Raw genomic sequence first — 21,855 nt, forward strand, 5'->3', positions numbered from 1 at the left:
ACAAAAAAAATGCCTTCAGAAAAAATCCTGAAGGCATTTAATAACTTATATCGGTAACAACTATATAGTTGTATCTTGATTCATGTTTTGAATATAAACAGCATGTTTAATTTCAGTACGACGAGCTACAGATTTTTTCTCGTATGCCTGACGGCTACGTAGTTCTCTCAAAACTCCAGTTTTTTCGAATTTCTTCTTGAAACGTTTAAGGGCTTTATCTAATGATTCGCCGTCTTTAATGTTGATAATGATCATAACGCTGAAATACCTCCTCTCGTGGTTTTTAAATTTCCCGTGTTATCGGGGCTGCAAATGTAAGCAAATAATTGAAAATGAGAAAGTATTTCAAAAAAAATATTCATCAATGGCTGATAACATAAAATGCCCTGAAATTTCGTTCAGGGCATTTTATTATTTAAGATGGTTAAATTAGTTATCCGTCATAAGTTTATTGTATAATAATTCAGTACCTGATATTGGCCAGATGTACTGCGAAGAACTTGCTGGAACTGCCGAAACATTTCCTTTACCTGGAATTGTTAGACCCAAACGTAACAAATCTGGACTACGCAAACCTTCGCCTAAAAATTCGATATTACGTTCCGTCATAAAAGCATCAAACAAAGCCTGTGGACTAGCAAAACTTGCTGCAGTAAAAACAGTAGTCGCATCCGATCGGCCTCTTACGGCGTTTAGTAAACCTATACTCTGTGCATCCAAAGCATTTAAACTTCTGGCTCTTGCCTCGCCCAGATTCAGCAATACTTCTGCATATCTAATTACTGGAACATAATCTGCATAACCCGCAGCAGCAAGCGTTGGAAATTTCGACATATACGGCAAACCTCCTGATAAAGTAATAAAGCTCCTTCTTCTATCAGTTGCCTTATATCCTGCATCACCAATTATTCCTGTTGGATTTAAGGAATATAATTTTACTCCAAAAAAGTAAGAACCTAAAGCACTTTGACCTCCTCCTGCTTCTGTTCCAGTTACAAACGGCATCGATAAAATAGATTCGTTGGTTGTGTATGGTGTCTTAAATACATTGGTAATATCGCTTTGCAAAGCCAGTGACACACCACTCGATGCAACATATGGTGCGGTTGTACTTACAATTTTATTGGCTTCGGTTATTACATCTGCATAACGCTGCATCGTTAAATAAACCCTTGTTTTAAATGCAATTGCTGTATTTCTATGCGCTCTGGTTACATTGGTAACTGCAGTTGTACCGTAGCTAAGTGGTAATTCGGTTTCTGCTTCATTTAAATCTTTTAAAATCTGAGTATAAACCTGAGCAACTGTACTTCTTGCTAAATCATAATTACCAGCAACGGAATTTCCTGTTAAACGCAAAGGTAATCCTGGTTTACTACCCAAGCCATCATAATATGGCCTGGCGTAGAGCTGGAGCAAACTATAATAACTTATAGCACGAACCAATTTGGCTTCGGCCACATAATTCTTTGTCAAATCTGCACCAACTACCGATACTCCTTTTACGGCCATACCATCAATAAAAAGGTTGCATCTATTTATTGTACTATAAGCCGAAGCCCAGAAATCAGTTACTTCTTGAGCACCATTACCTAGTGTATAGTTATAAGTTTGATAAGCCGTTACTGAGTTACTGCTTTGAGCAAGAAAGTTATCTGCACGAAGCTCATTATAAATAAGGTATCTGCTTCCATAAAAATCGCCAGCTCTTAAACCTGCATATAAGCCTAAAACCTGTCCCTGAATTCTTCCAACAGTAGAGAATTGCGCATAGTCTAATGTTGCAACAGCTGTTTGCGATTCGGGCGTAAGCAACGATTTCTTGCAGCTTGTTAATAACGAAAGCGATACACAAACAATATATATTAATTTCTTTTTCATATCTATTGATTAAAAATTTAAAACTTAACCGATAAACCTGCAGTAAATGCACGTCCATTTCCAACAGAATTCCTTTCAACACCTGGAGAAGCATTACCTCCAACTGAGTTTCCGTTTGATGAAACTTCGGGATCTGAACCAGGATATTTAGTTAAAATTAAAAGGTTACTACCACTAACGTACAGTCTTGCACTTGCAAGCTTCAATTTTGCAACAGCACTTTTTGGAATGGTGTAACCAAAAGTCGCACTTCTAAGTTTTAGGAAATCACCTTTAAAAACATTAATATCAATCGGAAACGATGACCCGTTTGATACGTTATCTCCGTTAACGATTTTCGGAATATCAGTTTCCTGTCCTGGAGTAGTCCATCTATTCAACATATCGGTTGAGTTATTCCAGAAACGCTGATCTCTTAAGCCAGAGTTCGTTCCATAATAAATGTAGAAACCTAATTGGTAGGTAAAGGTTAAATCTAAATCGAATTGTTTATATCTGAATGTATTATTAAAACCTCCAGAAAACTTTGGTTGAGTGTTTTTATAGGGAATACCATCGTTATTTAATGAAATACCGTTTCTTGCTTCAGTTCCGTCTTCATAAGAATATCTAAATTGGCCTGCAGGCGCAACTTGTTGATATAATACTTTTCTCCCTGTTGATTTTTCAATAAAGATTCTTCTTCCTGTTGCAGGATCAACACCAGCGGTTTGAACTGCATAAATCATACCCAACGGACCGCCAACTTTAGAAATACTTGCAGATTCCAATGAAGATGTAGCCTGAATAAACTGAGTTAAACCTTCTGATAATGACAAGATTTCATTCTTGTTGTAAGAGATGTTAAAAGATGGAGACCAGCTGAAGCTTTCAGTTCGCACAGCATCTGCATTAATAGCCAGTTCAAGCCCTTTATTATACATAGATGCAATGTTTAATTGTGGAGTACTTGGTAAACCAGCCGAAGGAACCTGAGGCACGTTATAGATCAAGCCATCAAGTGTGTTTTTGTAATATGCCGCTTCTACAGTAATCCTATCATTTAAAATTCCAAAATTAAAACCAAGGTCTAACTTTTTACTTTCTTCCCAACCAATCTGATCATTTCCCGTTTGATTAGGAACTAACGTTGAAGCACCATTATATAAGCCCGTTGAATAGAATGAATACGAAGCCAAATTCCCTAAGCCACTTGTATTACCAACAGTACCATACGATCCTCTGATTTTGAAACTTGTAAAGGTTTTATCAAGTCCAATTTTCGACCAGAATTTTTCTCTTGCAATTTCCCATCCTAGGGCAACACCATAGAACACACCTTTTTTATTATCAGCTCCAAAAGCCGAGTATTCATCCTGACGTACGTTAGCATTAACGTAATATTTCTTATCGTAATTATAAGTTAAACCGCTAAAAAAAGACACCAGATAATTTTCGCCCATGTTGGCAACATTTACAGCGGGGGTTGCATAACCAGCTGCAAATACATTAAATGCTGGATCGGATAAGGTTGTACGGGAAGCGCCAAACCCTAATGAAGTACTTCTCTGTTGTTCGTTACCCAACAAAAGTGAGAAATTATGTTTTTCTCCAAAAGTTTTATCTGCCTGGATAGTATTCGTTAATACCCAACGCTTATTCTTATTTAAACTTTCTGCAGCAGAACCACCAGAAGCAGCAGAACCTCCATTGATCGGGTTTGCAAAAGAATCATTGTCTGAAAAGATATAATCTATACCATAAACAGATTTTGCATTTAACCAAGGTGTAATATTGGCTTGTAAATAAATATTCGATTGGATGTGATTGATCTCGTTATTGGAACGATCGAGATTTAAGACAGCAGCAGGATTATAAAAACCAACATCGGAACCAACATTTGCCCCTCTGCCAATCGTAGTCGCATTAAAAACACTATAACTTCCATCATTATTATAAGGAGAAACGTTTGGCGCAGTTACAATCGCTAAACGACCAAGACCGCCAGTTCCAAATGCTTCGCCTGCAAGAGAACCTGTAGAGGTCGCCGATAAATTTTCTTCATTTGAATAAGATATTTTACCACCAATAGTAAAAATTTTACCCTCCCGGTGATCAACTTTAAACAAGCCTGCTTTCCTGGTGTAATCATTATTTACTACAATACCCTGTTGTTTGGTATAACTTCCAGACATATAGTAATTGGTGGATTCGGTTCCACCAGAAATACTTACCGAATTATTATGCGAATAGCCTGTTCTATAAATATAATCATACCAATTTGTGTTAATTACATTCCCAGCGGCATCATTCGACAAAGCAAAATATCTTCTGTTAGCTGGGTTTGCATTTGTGTTATCGAAAGTTCCTGCATTTCTTAAACCTTCGTTTTTTAAATCTGTATACTGATATGCATCCAAAAGTTCAGGTAAACCCCTGGCTTTGGTAGAACCTACCCACGAATCGTATGAAACAACAGCTTTACCAGGCTTGCCTTTTTTAGTGGTAATAACAATTACACCATTTGCACCGCGGCTACCATAAATAGCTGAAGCTGCAGCATCTTTTAAAACCTCGAGTCGCTCAATATCATTAGGATTAATACTTGATAGTGCATTACCTGGTGCACTTGTTCCACTTACATCACCTGTATAAGTAGCTACACCATCAACAATTATTAAAGGATAAGAACTTAATGAAATTGAATTTGTACCACGGATACGGATTACTGGAGGATTATTTAAAACTCCATTTGGGATAGTTATCTGAACACCCGCAGCCTTACCACCCAAAGCCTGGTCAAAGCTTTGAACTGGTTTATTTTCTAGTTGCTTCCCAGTAATGGTTGAGATTGAACCAATATTATCTGCTTTTCTTAAAGTTGTATAGCCTGTAACAACAACATCAGTTAATGAATTACTTTCTTCTTCAAGCTGTGCGTTTAACGTAGCGCCTTTTAAAGGGAGTGTTTTACCAGCATAACCGATAAACCTAAAGGTAAGTGAAGTTGTGTTACTGGGTACGGAAATGGAATATACACCATCTGCCCCAGTTTGAGCCGCAATTCTAACTCCTGGAACAGTTACTGAAACACCAGGTATTGGAAGTCCATCTTTCTCGGCTGTAACTTTTCCGGTAATCGTTTTTTGCTGTGCCCGAACTGAAAAGCTCAGCACAACAAGAAGAAACAAAACTAGTAGTTTTTCTTTCATACGTTTAATTTTAGGTTATTGATTAATTATTTATTGAGGAAAATTGTATTCTAGCACAAAATAAACCCATCAAATTACCTAAGCAAGCCCTAAGACTCACTAAACACATGAAAAACTCCCCTATCTGATTTAAAAAACACCTATAAACAAAAAAATATCACATATATATGTAGAAAACTAGTTAAATTCTCTTCAAAATATGTAATATTTGGCTAAAAATAGATTGTTTTTGGTTTGGTTTTCTAAAAAAACAAAAAATAAATTTAAAAAAAGAATAAAATATAAAATTTAACTAAAAAAATATCTAATTATTAGTGATAGAATCAAAAATAAAACAAACAACACCCACAACAAAACCAAAAAGACAAAAAATAAATGCAAAACTTAACATCAAACATCATTTAATCAAAAAATAACAACTAATAAAAGCGAAATAACCTATCATAATATTTATTATTTCCAATTTGTAGTAATATTATATAGTTTTCTTACTTTTAGTTGTAAAAAAAGCAGAAAAATGACCTCAGGAAAAAAAATTATCGGCCTAATTATCTTAATTGCAGTTTTAATAATTGCAGGAATAGCATACTACCGCTACTTTTTTGTTTTCGGAGAAGGCGTAAAAGCAGGAGAACTTAACTATGTAGTAAAAAAAGGCTATATGTTTAAAACATATGAAGGCAAACTGATTCAAAGCGGCATAAAATCAAGACAGACTGGAACATTACAGAATAACGAATTCGAGTTTTCTATCGGCAGTAAAGAAATTGCAGAAAAGATGATGGCCAATAGTGGCAAATTTTACGAGTTACATTATAAAGAATACAAAAATACTTTACCATGGAGAGGTTTCACAGTATATGTTGTAGATAGTGTAATTTCAGTTAAAGATTTACCGCAATAGTCATTTCTTTCTCTTCGAAATACAATTCATTAGTAGAAAACATAAATTATCCAGGCAAAAAAAATCCGGACGCAATTAAACGATCCGGATTACTCATAATATATTTGGTTTGTTGTTCTTTATTAACCAAGCTTTCTGCTTTGGTGTTTAAGCCGTTAGCTTAATATTTCTCTCGCGATTACAATCTTCTGAATTTCGGACGTACCCTCGCCTATTGTACATAACTTACTATCGCGATAGAACTTTTCTACAGGGAAGTCTTTTGTATATCCATAACCTCCAAAAATCTGCACGGCCTCGGTCGATACCTTTACAGCTACTTCAGATGAAAAGTATTTTGCCATTGCCGATTCCTTTGTCATAGGTAAATGCCTGTTTTTTAAATCTGCTGCCTGGCGAATCAATAACTCTGCCGCCTCAATTTCCGTTGCCATATCAGCAAGCTTAAAACTAATAGCCTGAAAACTCGAAATCGGTTGCCCAAATTGCTGACGTTGTTTGGAGTATGACACCGCAGCATCAAAAGCACCCTTTGCAATTCCTAAACCTAAAGCTGCGATAGAAATCCTTCCACCATCTAAAACTTTCATCGCCTGTTTAAAACCTTCACCAACGTTACCAAGCAAATTCGCTTTAGGTACACGGCAGTTATCAAAAATCATTTCAGTAGTTTCTGATGCACGCATACCTAATTTATTTTCCTTTTTCCCTGCAGAAAAACCAGGTGTACCACGCTCTACAACTATTGCTGAAATTCCTTTCGAACTCCCCTGCTCGCCAGTACGAACCATAACTACTGCAATATCTCCACTTTTACCATGAGTGATCCAGTTTTTTGATCCATTAATAATATAATCATCACCATCTTCAACTGCAGTTGTCATCATTCTTAAAGCATCAGAACCTGTATTTGCCTCTGTTAAACCCCAAGCCCCAATCCATTCTGCTGTTGCAAGTTTTGGTAACCATTTCTGTTTTTGTTCTTCATTACCAAAAGCTAAAATATGCCCAGTACAAAGTGAGTTATGTGCAGCAAGCGATAAACCTATCGAACCACAAACTCTAGAAACTTCAACAATAACATCAACATATTCCTGATAACCCAAACCCGAGCCACCATACTCTTCAGGCACCAACACGCCCATTAAACCCAAATCCCCTAATTGCTTAAACAACTCCACAGGAAAAATCTGTGCCTCATCCCATTCCATTATATTCGGACGAATGTGCTTGTCGGCAAAATCCCGAACCATTGCCTTAACATTTACCTGCGTTTCAGTTTCTGAAAAATTATAGCTTACGCTCATTAATTTATATTTTTTATGTAGTTAGTTGCGGCAATGATAAACATTTATTTCATAGTTGTTTACCATTAAATATTTGTGCAATTGCAGAATGAAATGGTATTTGGTTCAATTAGTTTATACATTAATTTTAAACCCCCCAAAAGATATCAAAAAAAATAAATATTTTTTTTATTGCCTTAATGCTACAATTTAGCATTAAACTGCTTTTCATACTAATAAGTAAGATATGGAGCAATTTTCTCAATAATTTGAGGACTAAGAATTAAAACCTTTTTCAAATCGTTTGCATCATTATAATTACCATGCTGTTTACGAAATTGAATAATAGCATTTATTTGTTTGTAAGATAAATAGGGTGAACTTTTTAATGTATTAAAATCGGCAACATTAATGTTAACAGTTCTTATAACAGCAGAATTAATGGAAATCTGGTCTTTTATTTCTGCATACTTTAACGAATCCAAACCATAAACTTCCATAAGCTGTTCTTTTTTATGGAAACCGCCTAACCTTTCGCGGTATTTAAGAATCCTTAAAGCAAAAGAAGGTCCAATTCCCTTTATTTCATCAAGCTGGGCTGAATCTGCACGATTAACATCAACCACAACCAAAGCTTTCTTAACGTATTCCTCTTTATCATATGGAAAATCTTTTTTGGGAAAAGTCGAATTTTGATTATCAATTTCAACATACGGCAAGAGCTTTTTATACATTTCGGGCGAAATGGTATACATTTTTTGTAAATCTTCAGCCTTAAAAAACTTCCCCCCTTTTTTTGTATAATTTACAATTGATTGAGCTTGTTTTGGAGATAAACCAAGTGTTTGCCAGCCTTCTAAATCTATCGTATTCGGATCGAACTTAAATAATTTAGGTGCACTTTTCGGACTTGAGTTTTCGATTCGATCTCTTGTGTAATTGTAACTTTGCTCATCTGCTATTGTTAATTTTTGGATGGAGGCTAACAAATTTGCGTTATCTTTTTCAACAGGTTTATAATAATTGTATATTAACGGAAAGGATTTTAAAACAATTATAATTACGATTAAGAACACTAATCCGTTGAATTCTCCTTTACTAAAACCGAAGTATTTATTGAGCCAAATTCTCATAATGCGATATGACATGCTTATTATAAATATAAATCTTATTTTTGGGATTGCAAAACACTTGGGGTTTTGCAGATCAACAAGCTAATTATTTTTTATGAAGATTATTACTACCTCAGAGTTTGCAAAGGCGACGAAGATTGATAAATTAGGCGTTCCTGGTTTGGCAGGCTTGCTGATGGAACTCATGAAACTGAACGACATCAACGACGTTTTCTCTCAAAATCAGCACTTTAAAGGCTTAGAGTTTGTAGATAAAATTTTAGAAACGATTGGTGTTTCTATCGATTTTGATGAAGACGAATTAAACAGCATTCCTAAAACGGGCCCATTTATAGCCATTGCAAATCACCCTTATGGTGGTGTAGAAGGCTTAGCCCTGGTTAAACTTTTATGCACGGTACGTCCTGATGCAAAGGTAATGGTAAACTTCATTCTGAAAAAAATACCAAATCTGGATGAGTTTTTTGTGGCTGTAAACCCATTTGAAAATGTTCAGCACTCATCAAGTATCAGCGGTTTAAAAACAACTTTCGATTTATTAAGAAGCGGTACACCGATTGGCATTTTTCCTGCTGGCGAGGTTTCTACCTTTAAATTAGATGCGCAGCAGGTAACCGATAGAATGTGGCACCCTGTAGTTGGAAAACTTATCGCTAAAGCAAAAGTACCAGTTGTACCAATTTATTTCCACGGTAATAATGGGGTTCTATTTAATATTTTAAGCTTTATCCATCCTACCCTTCGTACGGCTAAACTTCCTTCTGAGTTTTTAAATAAACACGGCAGAACCATTAGAGTAAGAATTGGCAAATCTATAGCACCTGCAGAGATTTCGAACATGAATAGCAGCAATAAGCTTATGGACTTTTTACGTGCCCGTACTTATGCATTAGGCGTTGGGCTGGATACAGATAAAAAACTTTTCAATCCGCTTAAGTTATTCAAGATTAAAAAGAAAGCAGAAGAAATAATTGAAGAAACTTCGAGAGTTCTGATTAAAGAAGAGGTTAGTACTTTAGAAGATTTTAAAGTATGGACAGAAAAGAATTATGAAGTTTATATTGTTCCAACCTTAAAAATACCCAATATTTTAAGAGAAATTGGTCGCTTAAGAGAAATCACTTTTCGAGAAGTTGGCGAAGGCACCAATAAAAAAATCGATTTAGATAATTACGATATTTACTATAACCATCTTTTTATATGGGATAAAGATTTAGAAAATATTGTTGGTGCATACCGTATTGGCAAAGGCGATGAAATTTTAGAGAGCATGGGCCGCCGTGGCTTCTATCTTTCTGAGTTGTTCAAAATGAAAGATCAGTTTTATCCAATGCTAAAGCAAGGCATCGAACTTGGCCGTTCGTGGATAAGAAAAGAATACCAAGGTAAACCACTGCCACTTTTCTTACTTTGGAAAGGCATTTTAAAATACCTTATTGATAATCCTCAGTATCGTTTTATGTTTGGGCCAGTTAGTATAAGTAATAATTTTTCTAAGTTTAGTAAAGCACTTATTGTAGATTATATTACTAAAAACCATTTCGATTACGAAATGGCCAAATATGTAAAGCCTAGAAATAAATTTAAAGCTGATTTACTCCCAATTTCTACCGATACTTTGGTAGATAGCAGCGATTCTTTTAAAGATTTGGACAGTTTAATTGGGGATATAGAGAATTCGCACATTAAAATACCTGTTTTGTTAAGGCAATACATGAATTTAAATGCGAAAATTATTTCTTTTAATATCGATCCTAAATTTTCGGATTGCTTAGATGGATTTTTAGTAGTAGATACCCATAATATTCCACCAGAAATGATTGAAAAATTAGGCAAAAACTTATAAAATTTCAAAAATGAAAAACCCAGATATCCACCTGGGTTTTTTCTTATCAACTAACCTAAACTTTATAAATACTAACCAAATATTTATACCGCAAAAGTAGGCTTACTTTGTTAAGTTGTTATTAATGCTAAGTTATCTGTTGATTACCAATTCAGCCACTCAACGCCTGCCCTTATTCTTGTCAAAAACTTTGTAGTTAACATTATTCTGTTACCTTTAGGTACTCCTTATAAGCATCGTTTAGCTTTTTATCCATCAAACAAAAAAGCTTTCTCTCCTTGTATTTAGTATAAATACGATCACCTGGTGTAAATCCCTCCAGGTTAAAAAACAAACTATGACACTTATATCTAAGGAAGATTTCTCTAAAGCAACTGGCCTTTGCCATGTTCCCATCCCAGGTTTAACTTCAATGATTATGAAGATGATGAAGATAAATCGTTTCAACAATATTATTAGAGATGCCAATAACTTAGAAGGAGAACCGTTTGCAAATTATTTATTAGATACTCTTGGTGTAATCATAGAAATCGATGAAAGCGATATTGCGAATATACCAACTGAAGGTGCTTTTATTTCTATCGCTAACCATCCTTACGGCGCAATAGAATCTCTAGCCTTATTAAGTACATTAGCAAAATATCGCCCCGATACCATGTTTATGGGTAACTTTTTACTCAAGAAAATTCCAAACCTATCTAACTGCATTATAGCAGTAAACCCATTCGAAAAAGTACAGGATTCATCGAGCATAAGCGGATTGAAGATCACCTTAAAGACCTTAAAGGATGGTTTCCCTGTAGCGATTTTTCCAGCTGGAGAAGTTTCATCGTTTAAACTTAAAACCCGAAAAATTACTGATCGGGATTGGCATCCTGTTGTTGGTAAAATTATATCAAAAGCAGATGTTCCCATTTTACCTGTTTACTTCCACGGCAATAATGGTTTCTTGTTTAGTCTGCTTAAAACGATACATCCATCTTTACAAACAGCTAAACTCATTTCCGAACTCTTTAATAAAAAAGGCCATATCCTTAAAATAAAGATTGGTAAGCCTATCTTACCTAAAGAAATTCCAGCAAATGAATGTAATATTTCATTATTAAAATTCTTGAGGACGAATTTATATGCATTAGGCGATAAGAAAAAAATGCCGCTCGCATAGCCTTACAGGCAATAGTGTTAAATTAAAATTAACAACATCGCTAAGCTTTACATAAAGAAATTATTAATTTATCGTTAATTATAGGTAAATTCAATATTAACAATATGTATTAGATTGAAAAATCGGGCCTATAAATATTATTCAATTGCAGCTTTTTGCTTCTGCTTGCTATTTTCGTTTTTAAAAACGGAAGCCCAAAACTATTCTTTTGACTTTTATAACGGCACCTTTAATTTCAGTGTAGATACTTCGATGGTTATCCGAACAGACAATAGTGTTTCGGAATCATCTGTAAAAAAATTTTACACCGATATAAACTTGGCTAATTACCATGAACTCGTTACTTCTTTAATCTCTTATAAAGAAAAATATAAACTAAACGATTGGATATATTATCAGCTGATTCGTAAAACTGCCGAGCAGATTAGCCCTAAGGCAGAAAATTACAGCCGCTACACTTTATATAAATGGTTTCTGCTAAATAAATGTGGCTACGATGCAAGACTTGCAGTAGGCAAAGGCCAAATTATATTCTATGTTAGGAATGAAGAGGATATTAGCGATATCCCCTTTTTTATGATTAATGACAAAAAGTACATGTGCCTAAATTACCATGATTACGGGAAATTATTTCAGCAAGCTAATACCTATAAGCCGGTTAACATTGCAATAGCCGAAGCCAGAAATGCATTTTCTTACAAAGTAACCCGTATGCCCGATTTTAAACCCGATAGTTATGTAGAGAAGGACGTAGAATTTAGTTACAAGCAAAAAACCTATCATTTTAAACTTAAGGTTAATAACGACGTGGAAACCATTTTCGCCAATTACCCTGGAGTAGATTTTGAATCTTACTTTAATATTCCATTGAGTCGCGAAACGTACAGCTCACTGATCCCAATCCTTAAGAATAATTTAAAAGGTATGGAACAGAAAAAGGGAGTAGATTACCTGATGCGTTTTACCAGATATGCCTTCCTTTATGAGAATGATCAGGATAATTTTGGTAAAGAAAAGCGTTTATCGCCTGAACAAACTTTATTAAATAAATACAGCGACTGCGATGATCGCGCTGCCTTATTTTTTTATCTGGTAAAAGAAATCTACAATTTACCTATGGTAGCACTTCTCTATCCTACACACTTAACAATGGCCGTTCAGTTTGATAAACCAGTAAAAGGAGACTTCTTGATTTACAAAGGCAAGAAATACGCCTTCTGCGAACCTACGCCACAACAAAAAGATTTAAAGATTGGCCAGCTTTCGGCGCAATTAAAAAACATGCAATATAAGGTTGTTTACAACTATGAACCTGTTAAGTAAAATACATATTAATTTAATGTTAACTAAATGTTATTAAATTAAGAACACCAAACAAGTAGTTATAAAATAAGTTATTTTTATTTTCTGTTGATTAATTTAAATAAGCCGACTTATGCAACCTGTAATCTACAATGTATTAAAAGAATATTTTACCGAAATACATACTAACCCTGTTAAAGCCAGGATTATGTCGCCAATTAACAAGGAAGATGTTTTTGTATTTCAAACTAGTTTATACTATAAAAACCATCACAGCGCCGATGCTTACGAACCTTCTGCTTCCTTTACTTCTTTCGCAACAGCAGAACGCCATTTACTTCAATACCTCGAAGAGTTTCAAAGCGCTTTAGATATGGGTGGAAGTGTAACTAAAGGTTCTGTTATTTAAATTTAGGCTTTATCCTCTTTGTACTGCTCTTCTTCCAATTCATTTTGGTTAAGATCATTTCTAAGTTCTTTTTCATCTTTTCGATTTCGTTTTAAAAACAAAATGAGTAAGATCAATAAAACAAGTACAATAACTCCAACGACAAGGTAATTAACATTCATATCTATTTTTATTAAAGTGCTGCTATACAAACAAATATAATTTAAAATAACTTGTTTGTTAAGTAATCGAACTTAGTTAACATAAGAATAATATGAATTTAATATTACGATAATATATCTTTGGAAATACCCTAAGATCCAAATGAAAAGAAAGAATAAGCTCAAATCAAAAGCAGCATCTAAAAATAAACAATTAAAGAAAGAATTAACAGCCAAATTATCCGTAGCATTTAATGAAATTGTAGCGGGATATGGAAAAGTTAAAAAAGCAGATCAGATTATTGAGAAGTTTAGCAAACAACTTACCAAAAAAATCACCTTAACAAACCTGGATAAGTCAGCAGCTAAAGAAGTTGAAGCACCAGTAGCCGCAAAAGAAAAAGAAGCAAAGTCAACAGTTAAAAAAACTAAGTCTCCTGTTAAAGAATCAGCTGAATAAAAACGATATAAATGCAAAAAGGCCGAAACATTAGTTTCAGCCTTTTTTATATTAAAAAAACTTGCTTACTATTTAACAGCGCCAGCAGTTGTATATGCCAATGTTTGAGCATCAACTTCTGCCCAACCTGAAGCCCAGTTTTCTGTACCGAAAGCGCCTTTATAAGCAACTTGCGTAAAGAACGAACCTGAAACTTTAGCATTTGTAAAAGCCGCGCCAGTTGCAGCAGCAGAGTTAGCAGCAACTAAGAAACTTGCAGTTCCTAATGTTACACCTGAACCAAAATCACTGAAGTATAAATAAGGATTAACTAAAAGTGCTGAGGCAAATGAAGTTTGTGCGAAAGTATTATCTAAACGTAATTTAGCTTCGATTGCAGCTGCTGCTGCTGTATTGCTCACGCTTACTTCTGTAGTTTTTGTACCATAGATTAAGTTATTAGCAATTACCATACTTCCACCTGTAAAGTTAGCTGATGTAGAATTTGCAGTAACAACTTTAGTATCATCGATATATAAGCCAATTGGGAAACCAGAAATAACTGAGTTTAAAATGCTGATTGAAGAGTTACGGCGAATTTGAGCACCATGGTAGAAGTTAGCATTAAATGCACCTCCATTGGCTTTAATTGGACCTAAAACAGTTACGTTAGAGAAAACCGCAGATGTTTTTGGTGTTTGATCACTACCTGTGTTATTGTTATCAGATTCAAAACCGTTAGATTGAGATTGATCGGCTACAGTGGCAACACGTTGCGCTAAAGCAAACTGAACATTACCTGAGTAACCAAAGTCAGTATCAAAATCATCATCCCAAGTACCAATTGCCAATAAGTGTTTTGCATTTACTGTACCACCGAACCATTCAAATGCATCATCACCAGAACGATAAACCTGGATGTAATCAAGCGTTGTTCCATTACCAACACCACCCAACGTTAAACCATTAATTTCATTATCAACAGAATAAGCAATACCAGCAAACTCAATACGTACATATTTCATAATACCAGAATTATCAGCAGCATCTGTACCACCGTAGTAGACGTAAGCTTTTTCATCTTTTCCAGTAGGCTGAACTAAACCCCCTTCAATTTTTACATCTGTACCTTGGTTAACAGGTGCTTTACCTAAAAGAATTACACCACCCCAATCTCCTTGAGTACGTGCACCAGCGGCTAAAGCCGAAGTAAATACAATCGGTTTATCTACTGTACCTGTTGCATTAATTTTAGAACCACGAGTTACAATTAAAGTTCCTTTTGTTGCTTTATCACCCTTAATAATTGTTCCAGGCTCAATAGTTAAAGTTGCGCCATTACTAACAAATACAAATCCTTTTAATAAATATATTTTACTTGCAGACCATGTAGTGCTTGCAGAAATTTCTCCAGTAACCTCTACAACATTTGCAGTTGAACCACCAGGCGTTTCAGTTGAAGGACCTTCAACAATAACATTCTTTTTACAAGAAGTTGAAAATAAAACTACCGATAAGGCAAGTAGTATGAATTGGTTTTTCATTTTTTTTTGTTTTAATATTTTTTTTTACAAATAGAGTTTTTTAACTTTTCTTTAGGATTAATATCCTGTTACCAAATTGTTAATGACTAAAAAGTATAATTAAAAGATAAAGAGATGTTAGTACCTGGTTTGTAAGATGAGAAAGTCTCATCACCACCGTTACCTACACTTCCATTGTATTTTTTATCACCGTTATAATCGAAATAGATCAAACTTCTTTGGTTTAAAATATCACCAGCGTTTAACTTAATTTCACCTTTAGTTTTAAGCACTTTATAGCTAACTTGTAAATCAAGTACGTCTCTTGGATTTTCCCATGTACTTGGGAAATTAACACCACTTGCCTGAACAATTCTTCTGCCGATTTTATTATAAAGAATATTGAAATTAAGCTTGTTATCCAAGGCACTATGTTGTAAACCAGCATTTATTACGTATGGTGACTGACCAACCATTGGACGGGTTTTGTCTATATAATTCTGATCTGTTGGATTGGTAACCTTAGATTTTATTAATGATAAATTAAAATATGCCGTTGTATTTTTAAAGAAATTACTTCCGCTTACAAAGTTTAAATTCTTCCTTGCCTCTAGCTCAACACCATAAGTATAAGCCTTTGGTGTGTTAAAGAAAGAAACGTCTGGTGTTGATAAAACATCGTAACGATAAGACTCAATAGCATTAGTAAAATGTTTGTAAAATGCAGACACTGAAAATAATTGACCAGCTTCTGGATAAATTTCGTATCTGATATCTGCGTTATCGATAAGTGATCTTTTCAAGTTTGGATTACCAGTAATATTACCCAGTAATTCATAATCATAATATGATGAAAGTGATAACTCTCTAAATTCTGGTCTAGCAAGGGTACGATAATAAGATGCACGTAAGTTTGCCTTATCGGTTAAACTATATGTTAAATTTAAAGATGGTAAAAAATCTACCTGCGAATCATCAACATAAGTTTTGCTTATGCTCATAACCTTAACATTGTAACTTTCTACCCTTACACCGTAAACTGCTCTTAATTTTTCACCAAACTTTTGGTCAAGCATTAAATAGCCATAGTTTGTAAATGAATTTGCAGAATAGCTATCCAATTCTCCACCTACTTCAGCAATTCTGTAAACACCTGATTCGAATAAAGATTGAGAAAATATTTGATCAACAGGTAAGCTTCTGATTTGAGTTTGTAAAGTTGGGTTGTTAGTAATTAACTCTGCACCAATAAAGCGAGCACTAAATTTACGATCGCGATACTGAGAACCTAAACCAACTTTAAAAATCGTAGATGCATCAAATAATTTAAATGGAGTACTATAGTTAACATCACCTGCATAAATATCCTCATTCAAATCCGAAAACAATCTTGTATTATCTTTACCTAATGAAGTAATATTTGCCTGATATAAAACACTTGGATCATTTTGAGCTGCTAAAGGTTTTGTGTAGTTAATTTTTAATTGATTTGGCTGATTATTACCAATATTACTGTATGAAGCAGTCCATTTCAATTTATTATTACCCTCACCAATCTGATGATCTCCTTCTAAAGTAGTTTTGAAAAGTGATTTCTGCATAACATCATAAGCATAGAACTGATTTAAAGAGTTTCCGTCTTTTATACCTGTTCTTACTGCATATGTATCATCATAGTTTCTGTTGTAGATGTTTTTAAAGCTAATTTTGTTCTTTCCAAAGGTGTATGCAAAATTTGCTAAACCACCTAAGTTAGTTGAGAATTTATATTGATTATCAGTATAGTTGTAAACATAAAAATTACGTTCAACATCTTGATTTATATTTTGTGAGTTTCTGTAAGTTCCAGAAATCAAAGCACCAAAAGTATTTCCGTTCTCAAAATGTTTAACTCTTCCTAAGCTTAATTGGTAATTTTGAGTAGGCAAGGCACTTCTATTTCTTACCGATAAATCATTTGGTAATGATTTTAAGGCAGCAATGTTTTTCGAACTCGAAAGTGTTCCTTTAGCGATTTGGTCACTAGTTGGAAAGTTTTCAGCTAATTGCTTAGAGCCATCTTCAAAACCCAAATAGTTTACAGCATTTTTCTTAGTTGCTAAAAAATCTTTAAAAGTAGATTGGCTGTTATAGCCATAACCCACACCAAATGAAAGAAAGTTTTGCTCTGGAATATCTTTAGTTACAATTTGAACGGCACCACCAGCAAAATCTGCAGGTAGATCTGGTGTTGCAGTCTTATTAATCGTGATTTTATCAACAAGATTTGAAGGAACAATATCGAAAGAGAAGGCTTTTCTATTTGCTTCTGTACTTGGCAGTGTCGAATTATCAAGCGTTGCTGTATTGTAACGATCGCTTAAACCACGCACAATTACAAATTTATTATCCTGAATAGTTGCACCACTTACTCGTTTTAAAACATCCGAAGTATTACGATCTGGTGATTTTTTTATCTGATCACTTGAAATACCATCCGATATTACCGAACTGTTTTTTTGCTGTGCATACAGAGAGTTAACTGATTCTTGCTTAAAAGTTGCTCTGATTACCACATCATTTAATTTTAATGATGAAGATTCTTCCAGAATTACATTCAAGGTTACAGCTTTACCACCTGTAACATCAATATCGCTGATTTCTTTAGTAGTATAACCTACGTACGATATTTGAAGGGTATATTTACCGCTAGCTAAAGCTGTTATCGCATATCTTCCATCAACATCAGTTGAAATGCCTTTATTTGTTCCTGCAATTTTTACAGAAACTCCAATTAAGGTTTCTCCTGTTTTTTTATCGGATACAATACCTGAAATTTTACCTGTTTGTGCATAAGAGGCTATGCTTAAGAATAAAACCAGCACCGTTAGCGCTGTTCTTTTAAGAGTAGTTAGTAAGTTCAATTTGCCTGTATTTAATTTTAGGCAAAGCTATTACCACAATGTTAGCTGTATGTTAGATGTTAATTAAGCTTTGTTTAGCTAAAGGTTAATTTAATGTTACCTGTCAAAAATTTAATACCTCAAACCCATTTTCTTGCAGATGAAGTGCAATAACCAGATTGGACCTATTAACAGGAACTTAACATCATCCAAAAAAGAAGGTTTCTTTCCTTCAATTTTATGGCCGATAAACTGACCAATCCAGGCTACAACAAAAATAATCAAACACACCAGCCAAACTGCTGGCCCACCAGCTATTTCCCATTTTTCTAACGATACGATTCCGTAAGAGAATAATACGATGATCAATAGCATGAAATAGGATAGTATAGGCGAAAGACGATAATAGTAGTAAATCGAAAATGCGATAAGAAAAGATGCCCAGTTTATGAAACCGTTATAGCGGCCTAAAAAGCTTAAATGAGGAAATGGAATTGACCAAACCAAGCCCAACAAACTGAAGATAATTAAAGGAACACAAATCCAGTGAATAAGTTCGTTGGTTGGATTATGGTGACTTTCCTGGTATTTATCAAAATAAACATCAACAGGTCTTTTAACTTCAACGGTCTTTTTGGTTTGCTTGCTCATCATGTAAAAATAAAAAAAATATTGGAGTGATTTATTTATTATAATAAGTATAGAATTAATCTCAACGAGATTTCGCAGGTTTCCATAAATGTACGCTCTGTAAATCTTTTTTTTTTGAAGAAAAATAGTTTAGGAAAAGTATTTCAGATAATATTTCGAACTTACTTAGAGTGTATAGATCGCCATAAAGTGCTCACCTCAACTAACTTTTTTCATCAGTAAAATCTATCCGTTAATGTCTTCACCTACCGGAAAATAATGAGGCTTAATTTGATCCAAAGATCTCTCCATTTACTCTATCGGTTGGTGTTTCACCGACCGAAAAATAATGAGGTTTAATTTGATCCAAAGATCTCTCCATTTCGCTGCGCTACAGTCGAGATGACGGACAGGTGGATCATGTCATTTCCAGCAAAGCCGAAAACCAAGAAGTGCTCATGGCAAATAAATCTCTCTATTATCTAAAGTTAAAAATCCTTCCCTCTCACTTCATCAAGTCGAAATGGTGGAAAAACTACTTCAGAAATCCATACGTATAAAAAAAGCGATGACATTGGTCATCGCTTTAATATTTCTGTCACCTAAATCGGTGTAATCATTTACTACTTGGCAAAAGCCACAGAACGGGTTTCTCTAATAACAGTAACCTTAATCTGACCAGGGTAAGTCATCTCAGTTTGAATACGGGTTGAAATATCTGCTGCAAGCAATTCTGCCTGTGCATCCGTAATTCTTTCACTTTCTACAATCACACGTAGTTCTCTACCTGCTTGTATTGCAAACGTTTTCTCTACACCTGGATATGATAAAGCCAGTTCTTCTAAGTCTTTTAAACGTTTGATGTAACTTTCAACAACCTCTCTACGAGCACCTGGACGAGCACCAGAAATTGCATCACAAGCCTGAATAATAGGCGAAATCATAGAAGTCATTTCGATTTCATCGTGGTGAGCTCCGATTGCGTTACAAATTTCTGGATGTTCCTTATATTTTTCAGCTAACTGCATACCTAAAATTGCGTGTGGCAATTCAGGGTTATCATCAGGCACTTTACCTATATCGTGGAGTAAACCAGCACGTTTCGCCATTTTAGCATTTAAGCCTAATTCTGCAGCCATTGTAGCACAGAAATTAGCCACCTCACGCGAGTGATGCAATAAATTTTGTCCGTAAGATGAACGGTAACGCATACGGCCAACCATACGAATTAACTCTGGATGCAAACCATGAATACCTAAATCGATCACGGTACGTTCACCAATTTCTACAATTTCATCTTCAATTTGCTTTTTAGTTTTCGCAACAATTTCTTCGATACGAGCTGGGTGAATACGACCATCAGTTACCAAGCGGTGTAGCGCTAAACGAGCTATTTCTCTTCTTACAGGGTCAAAACCCGATAAAATAATTGCTTCAGGTGTATCATCAACAATAATTTCGATACCCGTAGCTGCTTCTAAAGCACGGATATTTCTACCTTCTCTACCAATTACACGGCCTTTAATCTCATCGCTTTCGATGTGAAAAATAGAAACCGAATTTTCTATTGCAGCTTCTGTAGCCGTACGCTGAATCGTTTGAATAACAACTTTCTTTGCTTCTTTACTTGCAGTTAGTTTTGCTTCATCAACGATATCCTTAATCTGAATCATGGCTTGTGTACGCGCCACTTCCTTCAGGTTTTCTACCAATTGCTCTTTAGCTTCATTTGCTGATAAACCTGCAATAGTTTCTAATTGCGTAAGGTGCTGATTTTTCAAAACTTCAACTTCTTCTTGCTTTTTAACAGCAAGTTCGGTTTGCTTTTCCAATTGAACCTTTTGTTTATCAAGTTCGCCTTCTTTTTTATTGAAGTTCTCTAAACGTTGATTTACCGATTGCTCTTTTTGCTTTATCGTATTTTCGCGTTGGTTAATGGTGTTGTTTTTAGCATTTACCTCTTGTTCATGCTCTGCTTTCATTTGCAAAAACTTCTCTTTTGCTTCTAAAAGTTTATTCTTTTTTAAGATTTCAGCATTGTTTTCTGCATCCTTTAAAATCTTCTTAACTTTATTCTGAGCCGCAACTTCCTGTTGTTTAAGTAAGTTACGCAGCAGGAATCTTCCAACTGCAACACCGATTCCTAAACCGGCTATTAAGGCGAATACGTATCCTAATATTTCTACTATCTCCATTTTGTTTTTTATGTAAAAAAAAACCGCAACTAATTTTTTAAAGTCTCATACATTTTAAACCTCAACTAAGCATAATTAGGGTTTAAGCCATTTTCAGGTGCCATAGCAGATGAAATACGCCCTCTTAACCCTATAGATATTGAAGTGTTAAGTTTTATAAAATTTGAAACTCAAAAAACTAGCCGCGGCTATGTCTTTATGCTAATTTATCGCATCATCATCCTATAAAGGATCTTAAATTAAAAGGCTCTGATGTATTATCAGAGTGACGAAACGCTTAAGAACGTACCTTATTTTTTAAAGAAATCACTTAATAAAACATCCAATTCCTCAACTTGATCAGCCACAGCAGTATCCTGGTTTTGCACTTTATTTTCTGTTCTTAATGCAGCCGTTGCATAATGCAACAACGACATTGAGAGTAGATCCTGCTTATCTCTGACCGCATAATTTTCCTGATAGTCTTTTATGCGTTCATTAATCATTTTTGCCGCCCGTCTCACAATTTCTTCCTCTTCCATGTTTACCTTAAGCGGGTAAATACGGTCGGAAATGGTTATTTTAATAGAGATTTCTCCCATTGTTTAGCTTAGTTTCTGATTCTTTCCCATTACCTATTTTTTAAGCAATGCGATACTTTTATCAATCTCTCGCACAAAATCGTTAATTTTTTGTTTAATATCAAGCGACTTCTCGCTTGTTCCCTCAATACTTTTGGCAAGTTTAGTAACCCTTAATTTCTCTTCCAGATCAGTATGCTTACCTTTTGAAGTATCAAGCGCAACTTTTAACGATTGATTTTCAAGCTTTAATAAATCATTTTCTTCTTGTAAAGCGTTACACAACTCGATTAATCGCGTTGTTTTTTGTATTACCGTACCTAATTGTTCTGCAACAGAAGTCATGAATTTATTTCTAAAAATACGAAT

At 34.7% G+C, this 21,855-nt stretch carries 18 protein-coding genes; 6 read left to right on the plus strand and 12 right to left on the minus strand.

Annotation, left to right across the window (positions count from 1 at the left end; genetic code table 11):
- Positions 1-60: 60 nt before the first annotated feature.
- The 3 genes from rpsU to ABD692_RS03025 all read right to left on the minus strand — a co-directional run bounded on the left by rpsU (position 61) and on the right by ABD692_RS03025 (position 5,072).
- Complete coding sequence (rpsU, locus tag ABD692_RS03015) at positions 61-255, minus strand: 30S ribosomal protein S21 (RefSeq protein WP_231462547.1); 195 nt, start codon at positions 253-255, stop codon at positions 61-63.
- A 174-nt stretch (positions 256-429) separates the two neighbouring features.
- Entirely contained in the window at positions 430-1,881 is a 1,452-nt protein-coding gene (locus tag ABD692_RS03020; RefSeq protein ID WP_344764820.1) for a RagB/SusD family nutrient uptake outer membrane protein, read from the minus strand.
- Between the two features lie 17 nt (positions 1,882-1,898).
- Positions 1,899-5,072 carry a SusC/RagA family TonB-linked outer membrane protein gene (locus ABD692_RS03025; protein ID WP_344764822.1) on the minus strand — a complete coding sequence of 1,058 codons (3,174 nt, stop codon included), beginning with the start codon at positions 5,070-5,072 and terminating at the stop codon, positions 1,899-1,901.
- 517 nt (positions 5,073-5,589) lie between these two features.
- Between ABD692_RS03025 and ABD692_RS03030 the strand changes: the two genes are divergently transcribed.
- Positions 5,590-5,976, plus strand: a complete 387-nt coding sequence (locus ABD692_RS03030; RefSeq protein ID WP_344764824.1) for a hypothetical protein — start codon at positions 5,590-5,592, stop codon at positions 5,974-5,976.
- A 155-nt stretch (positions 5,977-6,131) separates the two neighbouring features.
- Here ABD692_RS03030 and ABD692_RS03035 read toward each other — a convergent pair whose 3' ends face one another.
- Positions 6,132-7,283, minus strand: coding sequence for an acyl-CoA dehydrogenase (locus ABD692_RS03035; RefSeq protein ID WP_344764826.1), 1,152 nt, complete (start codon positions 7,281-7,283; stop codon positions 6,132-6,134).
- Positions 7,284-7,495: 212 nt separating this feature from the next.
- Positions 7,496-8,395 (minus strand): ComEA family DNA-binding protein, encoded by a 900-nt coding sequence (locus ABD692_RS03040; RefSeq protein ID WP_344764828.1) that lies wholly within the window; start codon positions 8,393-8,395, stop codon positions 7,496-7,498.
- A gap of 94 nt (positions 8,396-8,489) precedes the next feature.
- Between ABD692_RS03040 and ABD692_RS03045 the strand changes: the two genes are divergently transcribed.
- The 4 genes from ABD692_RS03045 (at position 8,490) to ABD692_RS03060 (ending at position 13,117) form a co-directional block, all read left to right on the plus strand.
- Entirely contained in the window at positions 8,490-10,241 is a 1,752-nt protein-coding gene (locus ABD692_RS03045) for a bifunctional lysophospholipid acyltransferase family protein/GNAT family N-acetyltransferase (RefSeq protein ID WP_316759409.1), read from the plus strand.
- 337 nt (positions 10,242-10,578) lie between these two features.
- Positions 10,579-11,406 (plus strand): lysophospholipid acyltransferase family protein, encoded by an 828-nt coding sequence (locus tag ABD692_RS03050; protein ID WP_344764831.1) that lies wholly within the window; start codon positions 10,579-10,581, stop codon positions 11,404-11,406.
- Between the two features lie 114 nt (positions 11,407-11,520).
- Positions 11,521-12,729 carry a hypothetical protein gene (locus ABD692_RS03055; RefSeq protein ID WP_344764832.1) on the plus strand — a complete coding sequence of 403 codons (1,209 nt, stop codon included), beginning with the start codon at positions 11,521-11,523 and terminating at the stop codon, positions 12,727-12,729.
- A gap of 112 nt (positions 12,730-12,841) precedes the next feature.
- Positions 12,842-13,117, plus strand: coding sequence for a hypothetical protein (locus ABD692_RS03060; RefSeq protein ID WP_316759416.1), 276 nt, complete (start codon positions 12,842-12,844; stop codon positions 13,115-13,117).
- 2 nt (positions 13,118-13,119) lie between these two features.
- On the opposite strand, the gene ABD692_RS03065 is transcribed toward ABD692_RS03060, so the two are convergent.
- Entirely contained in the window at positions 13,120-13,278 is a 159-nt protein-coding gene (locus ABD692_RS03065; RefSeq protein ID WP_316759418.1) for an LPXTG cell wall anchor domain-containing protein, read from the minus strand.
- A gap of 142 nt (positions 13,279-13,420) precedes the next feature.
- Here ABD692_RS03065 and ABD692_RS03070 point away from each other — a divergent pair, with 142 nt between their 5' ends.
- Positions 13,421-13,717, plus strand: coding sequence for a hypothetical protein (locus tag ABD692_RS03070; RefSeq protein WP_344764835.1), 297 nt, complete (start codon positions 13,421-13,423; stop codon positions 13,715-13,717).
- 68 nt (positions 13,718-13,785) lie between these two features.
- Here ABD692_RS03070 and ABD692_RS03075 read toward each other — a convergent pair whose 3' ends face one another.
- The 6 genes from ABD692_RS03075 to ABD692_RS03100 form a co-directional block, all read right to left on the minus strand.
- Complete coding sequence (locus ABD692_RS03075) at positions 13,786-15,240, minus strand: hypothetical protein (protein ID WP_344764837.1); 1,455 nt, start codon at positions 15,238-15,240, stop codon at positions 13,786-13,788.
- Between the two features lie 86 nt (positions 15,241-15,326).
- On the minus strand, positions 15,327-18,122 hold the full coding sequence (locus ABD692_RS03080; RefSeq protein ID WP_344764839.1) for a TonB-dependent receptor: 2,796 nt from the start codon (positions 18,120-18,122) through the stop codon (positions 15,327-15,329).
- A 111-nt stretch (positions 18,123-18,233) separates the two neighbouring features.
- Positions 18,234-18,752 (minus strand): Mpo1 family 2-hydroxy fatty acid dioxygenase, encoded by a 519-nt coding sequence (locus tag ABD692_RS03085; protein ID WP_344765404.1) that lies wholly within the window; start codon positions 18,750-18,752, stop codon positions 18,234-18,236.
- Positions 18,753-19,354: 602 nt separating this feature from the next.
- Positions 19,355-20,926, minus strand: a complete 1,572-nt coding sequence (rny, locus tag ABD692_RS03090) for a ribonuclease Y (protein ID WP_344764841.1) — start codon at positions 20,924-20,926, stop codon at positions 19,355-19,357.
- Between the two features lie 290 nt (positions 20,927-21,216).
- A complete protein-coding gene (locus ABD692_RS03095) occupies positions 21,217-21,507 on the minus strand; it encodes a cell division protein ZapA (protein ID WP_316759430.1) in 291 nt (96 codons plus the stop codon).
- Between the two features lie 33 nt (positions 21,508-21,540).
- Entirely contained in the window at positions 21,541-21,831 is a 291-nt protein-coding gene (locus ABD692_RS03100) for a hypothetical protein (protein ID WP_316759433.1), read from the minus strand.
- Positions 21,832-21,855 lie beyond the last annotated feature (24 nt).

The sequence above is a fragment of the Pedobacter ginsengiterrae genome, from assembly GCF_039537385.1.
GTDB lineage: Bacteria > Bacteroidota > Bacteroidia > Sphingobacteriales > Sphingobacteriaceae > Pedobacter > Pedobacter ginsengiterrae.

Excerpts from the sequence above, each read along its gene's own strand:
- rpsU (WP_231462547.1), bottom strand. The coding sequence starts at position 255 with ATGATCATTATCAACATTAAAGACGGCGAATCATTAGATAAAGCCCTT.
- ABD692_RS03020 (WP_344764820.1), bottom strand. The coding sequence starts at position 1,881 with ATGAAAAAGAAATTAATATATATTGTTTGTGTATCGCTTTCGTTATTA.
- ABD692_RS03025 (WP_344764822.1), bottom strand. The coding sequence starts at position 5,072 with ATGAAAGAAAAACTACTAGTTTTGTTTCTTCTTGTTGTGCTGAGCTTT.
- ABD692_RS03030 (WP_344764824.1), top strand. The coding sequence starts at position 5,590 with ATGACCTCAGGAAAAAAAATTATCGGCCTAATTATCTTAATTGCAGTT.
- ABD692_RS03035 (WP_344764826.1), bottom strand. The coding sequence starts at position 7,283 with ATGAGCGTAAGCTATAATTTTTCAGAAACTGAAACGCAGGTAAATGTT.
- ABD692_RS03040 (WP_344764828.1), bottom strand. The coding sequence starts at position 8,395 with ATGAGAATTTGGCTCAATAAATACTTCGGTTTTAGTAAAGGAGAATTC.
- ABD692_RS03045 (WP_316759409.1), top strand. The coding sequence starts at position 8,490 with ATGAAGATTATTACTACCTCAGAGTTTGCAAAGGCGACGAAGATTGAT.
- ABD692_RS03050 (WP_344764831.1), top strand. The coding sequence starts at position 10,579 with ATGACACTTATATCTAAGGAAGATTTCTCTAAAGCAACTGGCCTTTGC.
- ABD692_RS03060 (WP_316759416.1), top strand. The coding sequence starts at position 12,842 with ATGCAACCTGTAATCTACAATGTATTAAAAGAATATTTTACCGAAATA.
- ABD692_RS03065 (WP_316759418.1), bottom strand. The coding sequence starts at position 13,278 with ATGAATGTTAATTACCTTGTCGTTGGAGTTATTGTACTTGTTTTATTG.
- ABD692_RS03070 (WP_344764835.1), top strand. The coding sequence starts at position 13,421 with ATGAAAAGAAAGAATAAGCTCAAATCAAAAGCAGCATCTAAAAATAAA.
- ABD692_RS03075 (WP_344764837.1), bottom strand. The coding sequence starts at position 15,240 with ATGAAAAACCAATTCATACTACTTGCCTTATCGGTAGTTTTATTTTCA.
- ABD692_RS03085 (WP_344765404.1), bottom strand. The coding sequence starts at position 18,752 with ATGAGCAAGCAAACCAAAAAGACCGTTGAAGTTAAAAGACCTGTTGAT.
- rny (WP_344764841.1), bottom strand. The coding sequence starts at position 20,926 with ATGGAGATAGTAGAAATATTAGGATACGTATTCGCCTTAATAGCCGGT.
- ABD692_RS03095 (WP_316759430.1), bottom strand. The coding sequence starts at position 21,507 with ATGGGAGAAATCTCTATTAAAATAACCATTTCCGACCGTATTTACCCG.
- ABD692_RS03100 (WP_316759433.1), bottom strand. The coding sequence starts at position 21,831 with ATGACTTCTGTTGCAGAACAATTAGGTACGGTAATACAAAAAACAACG.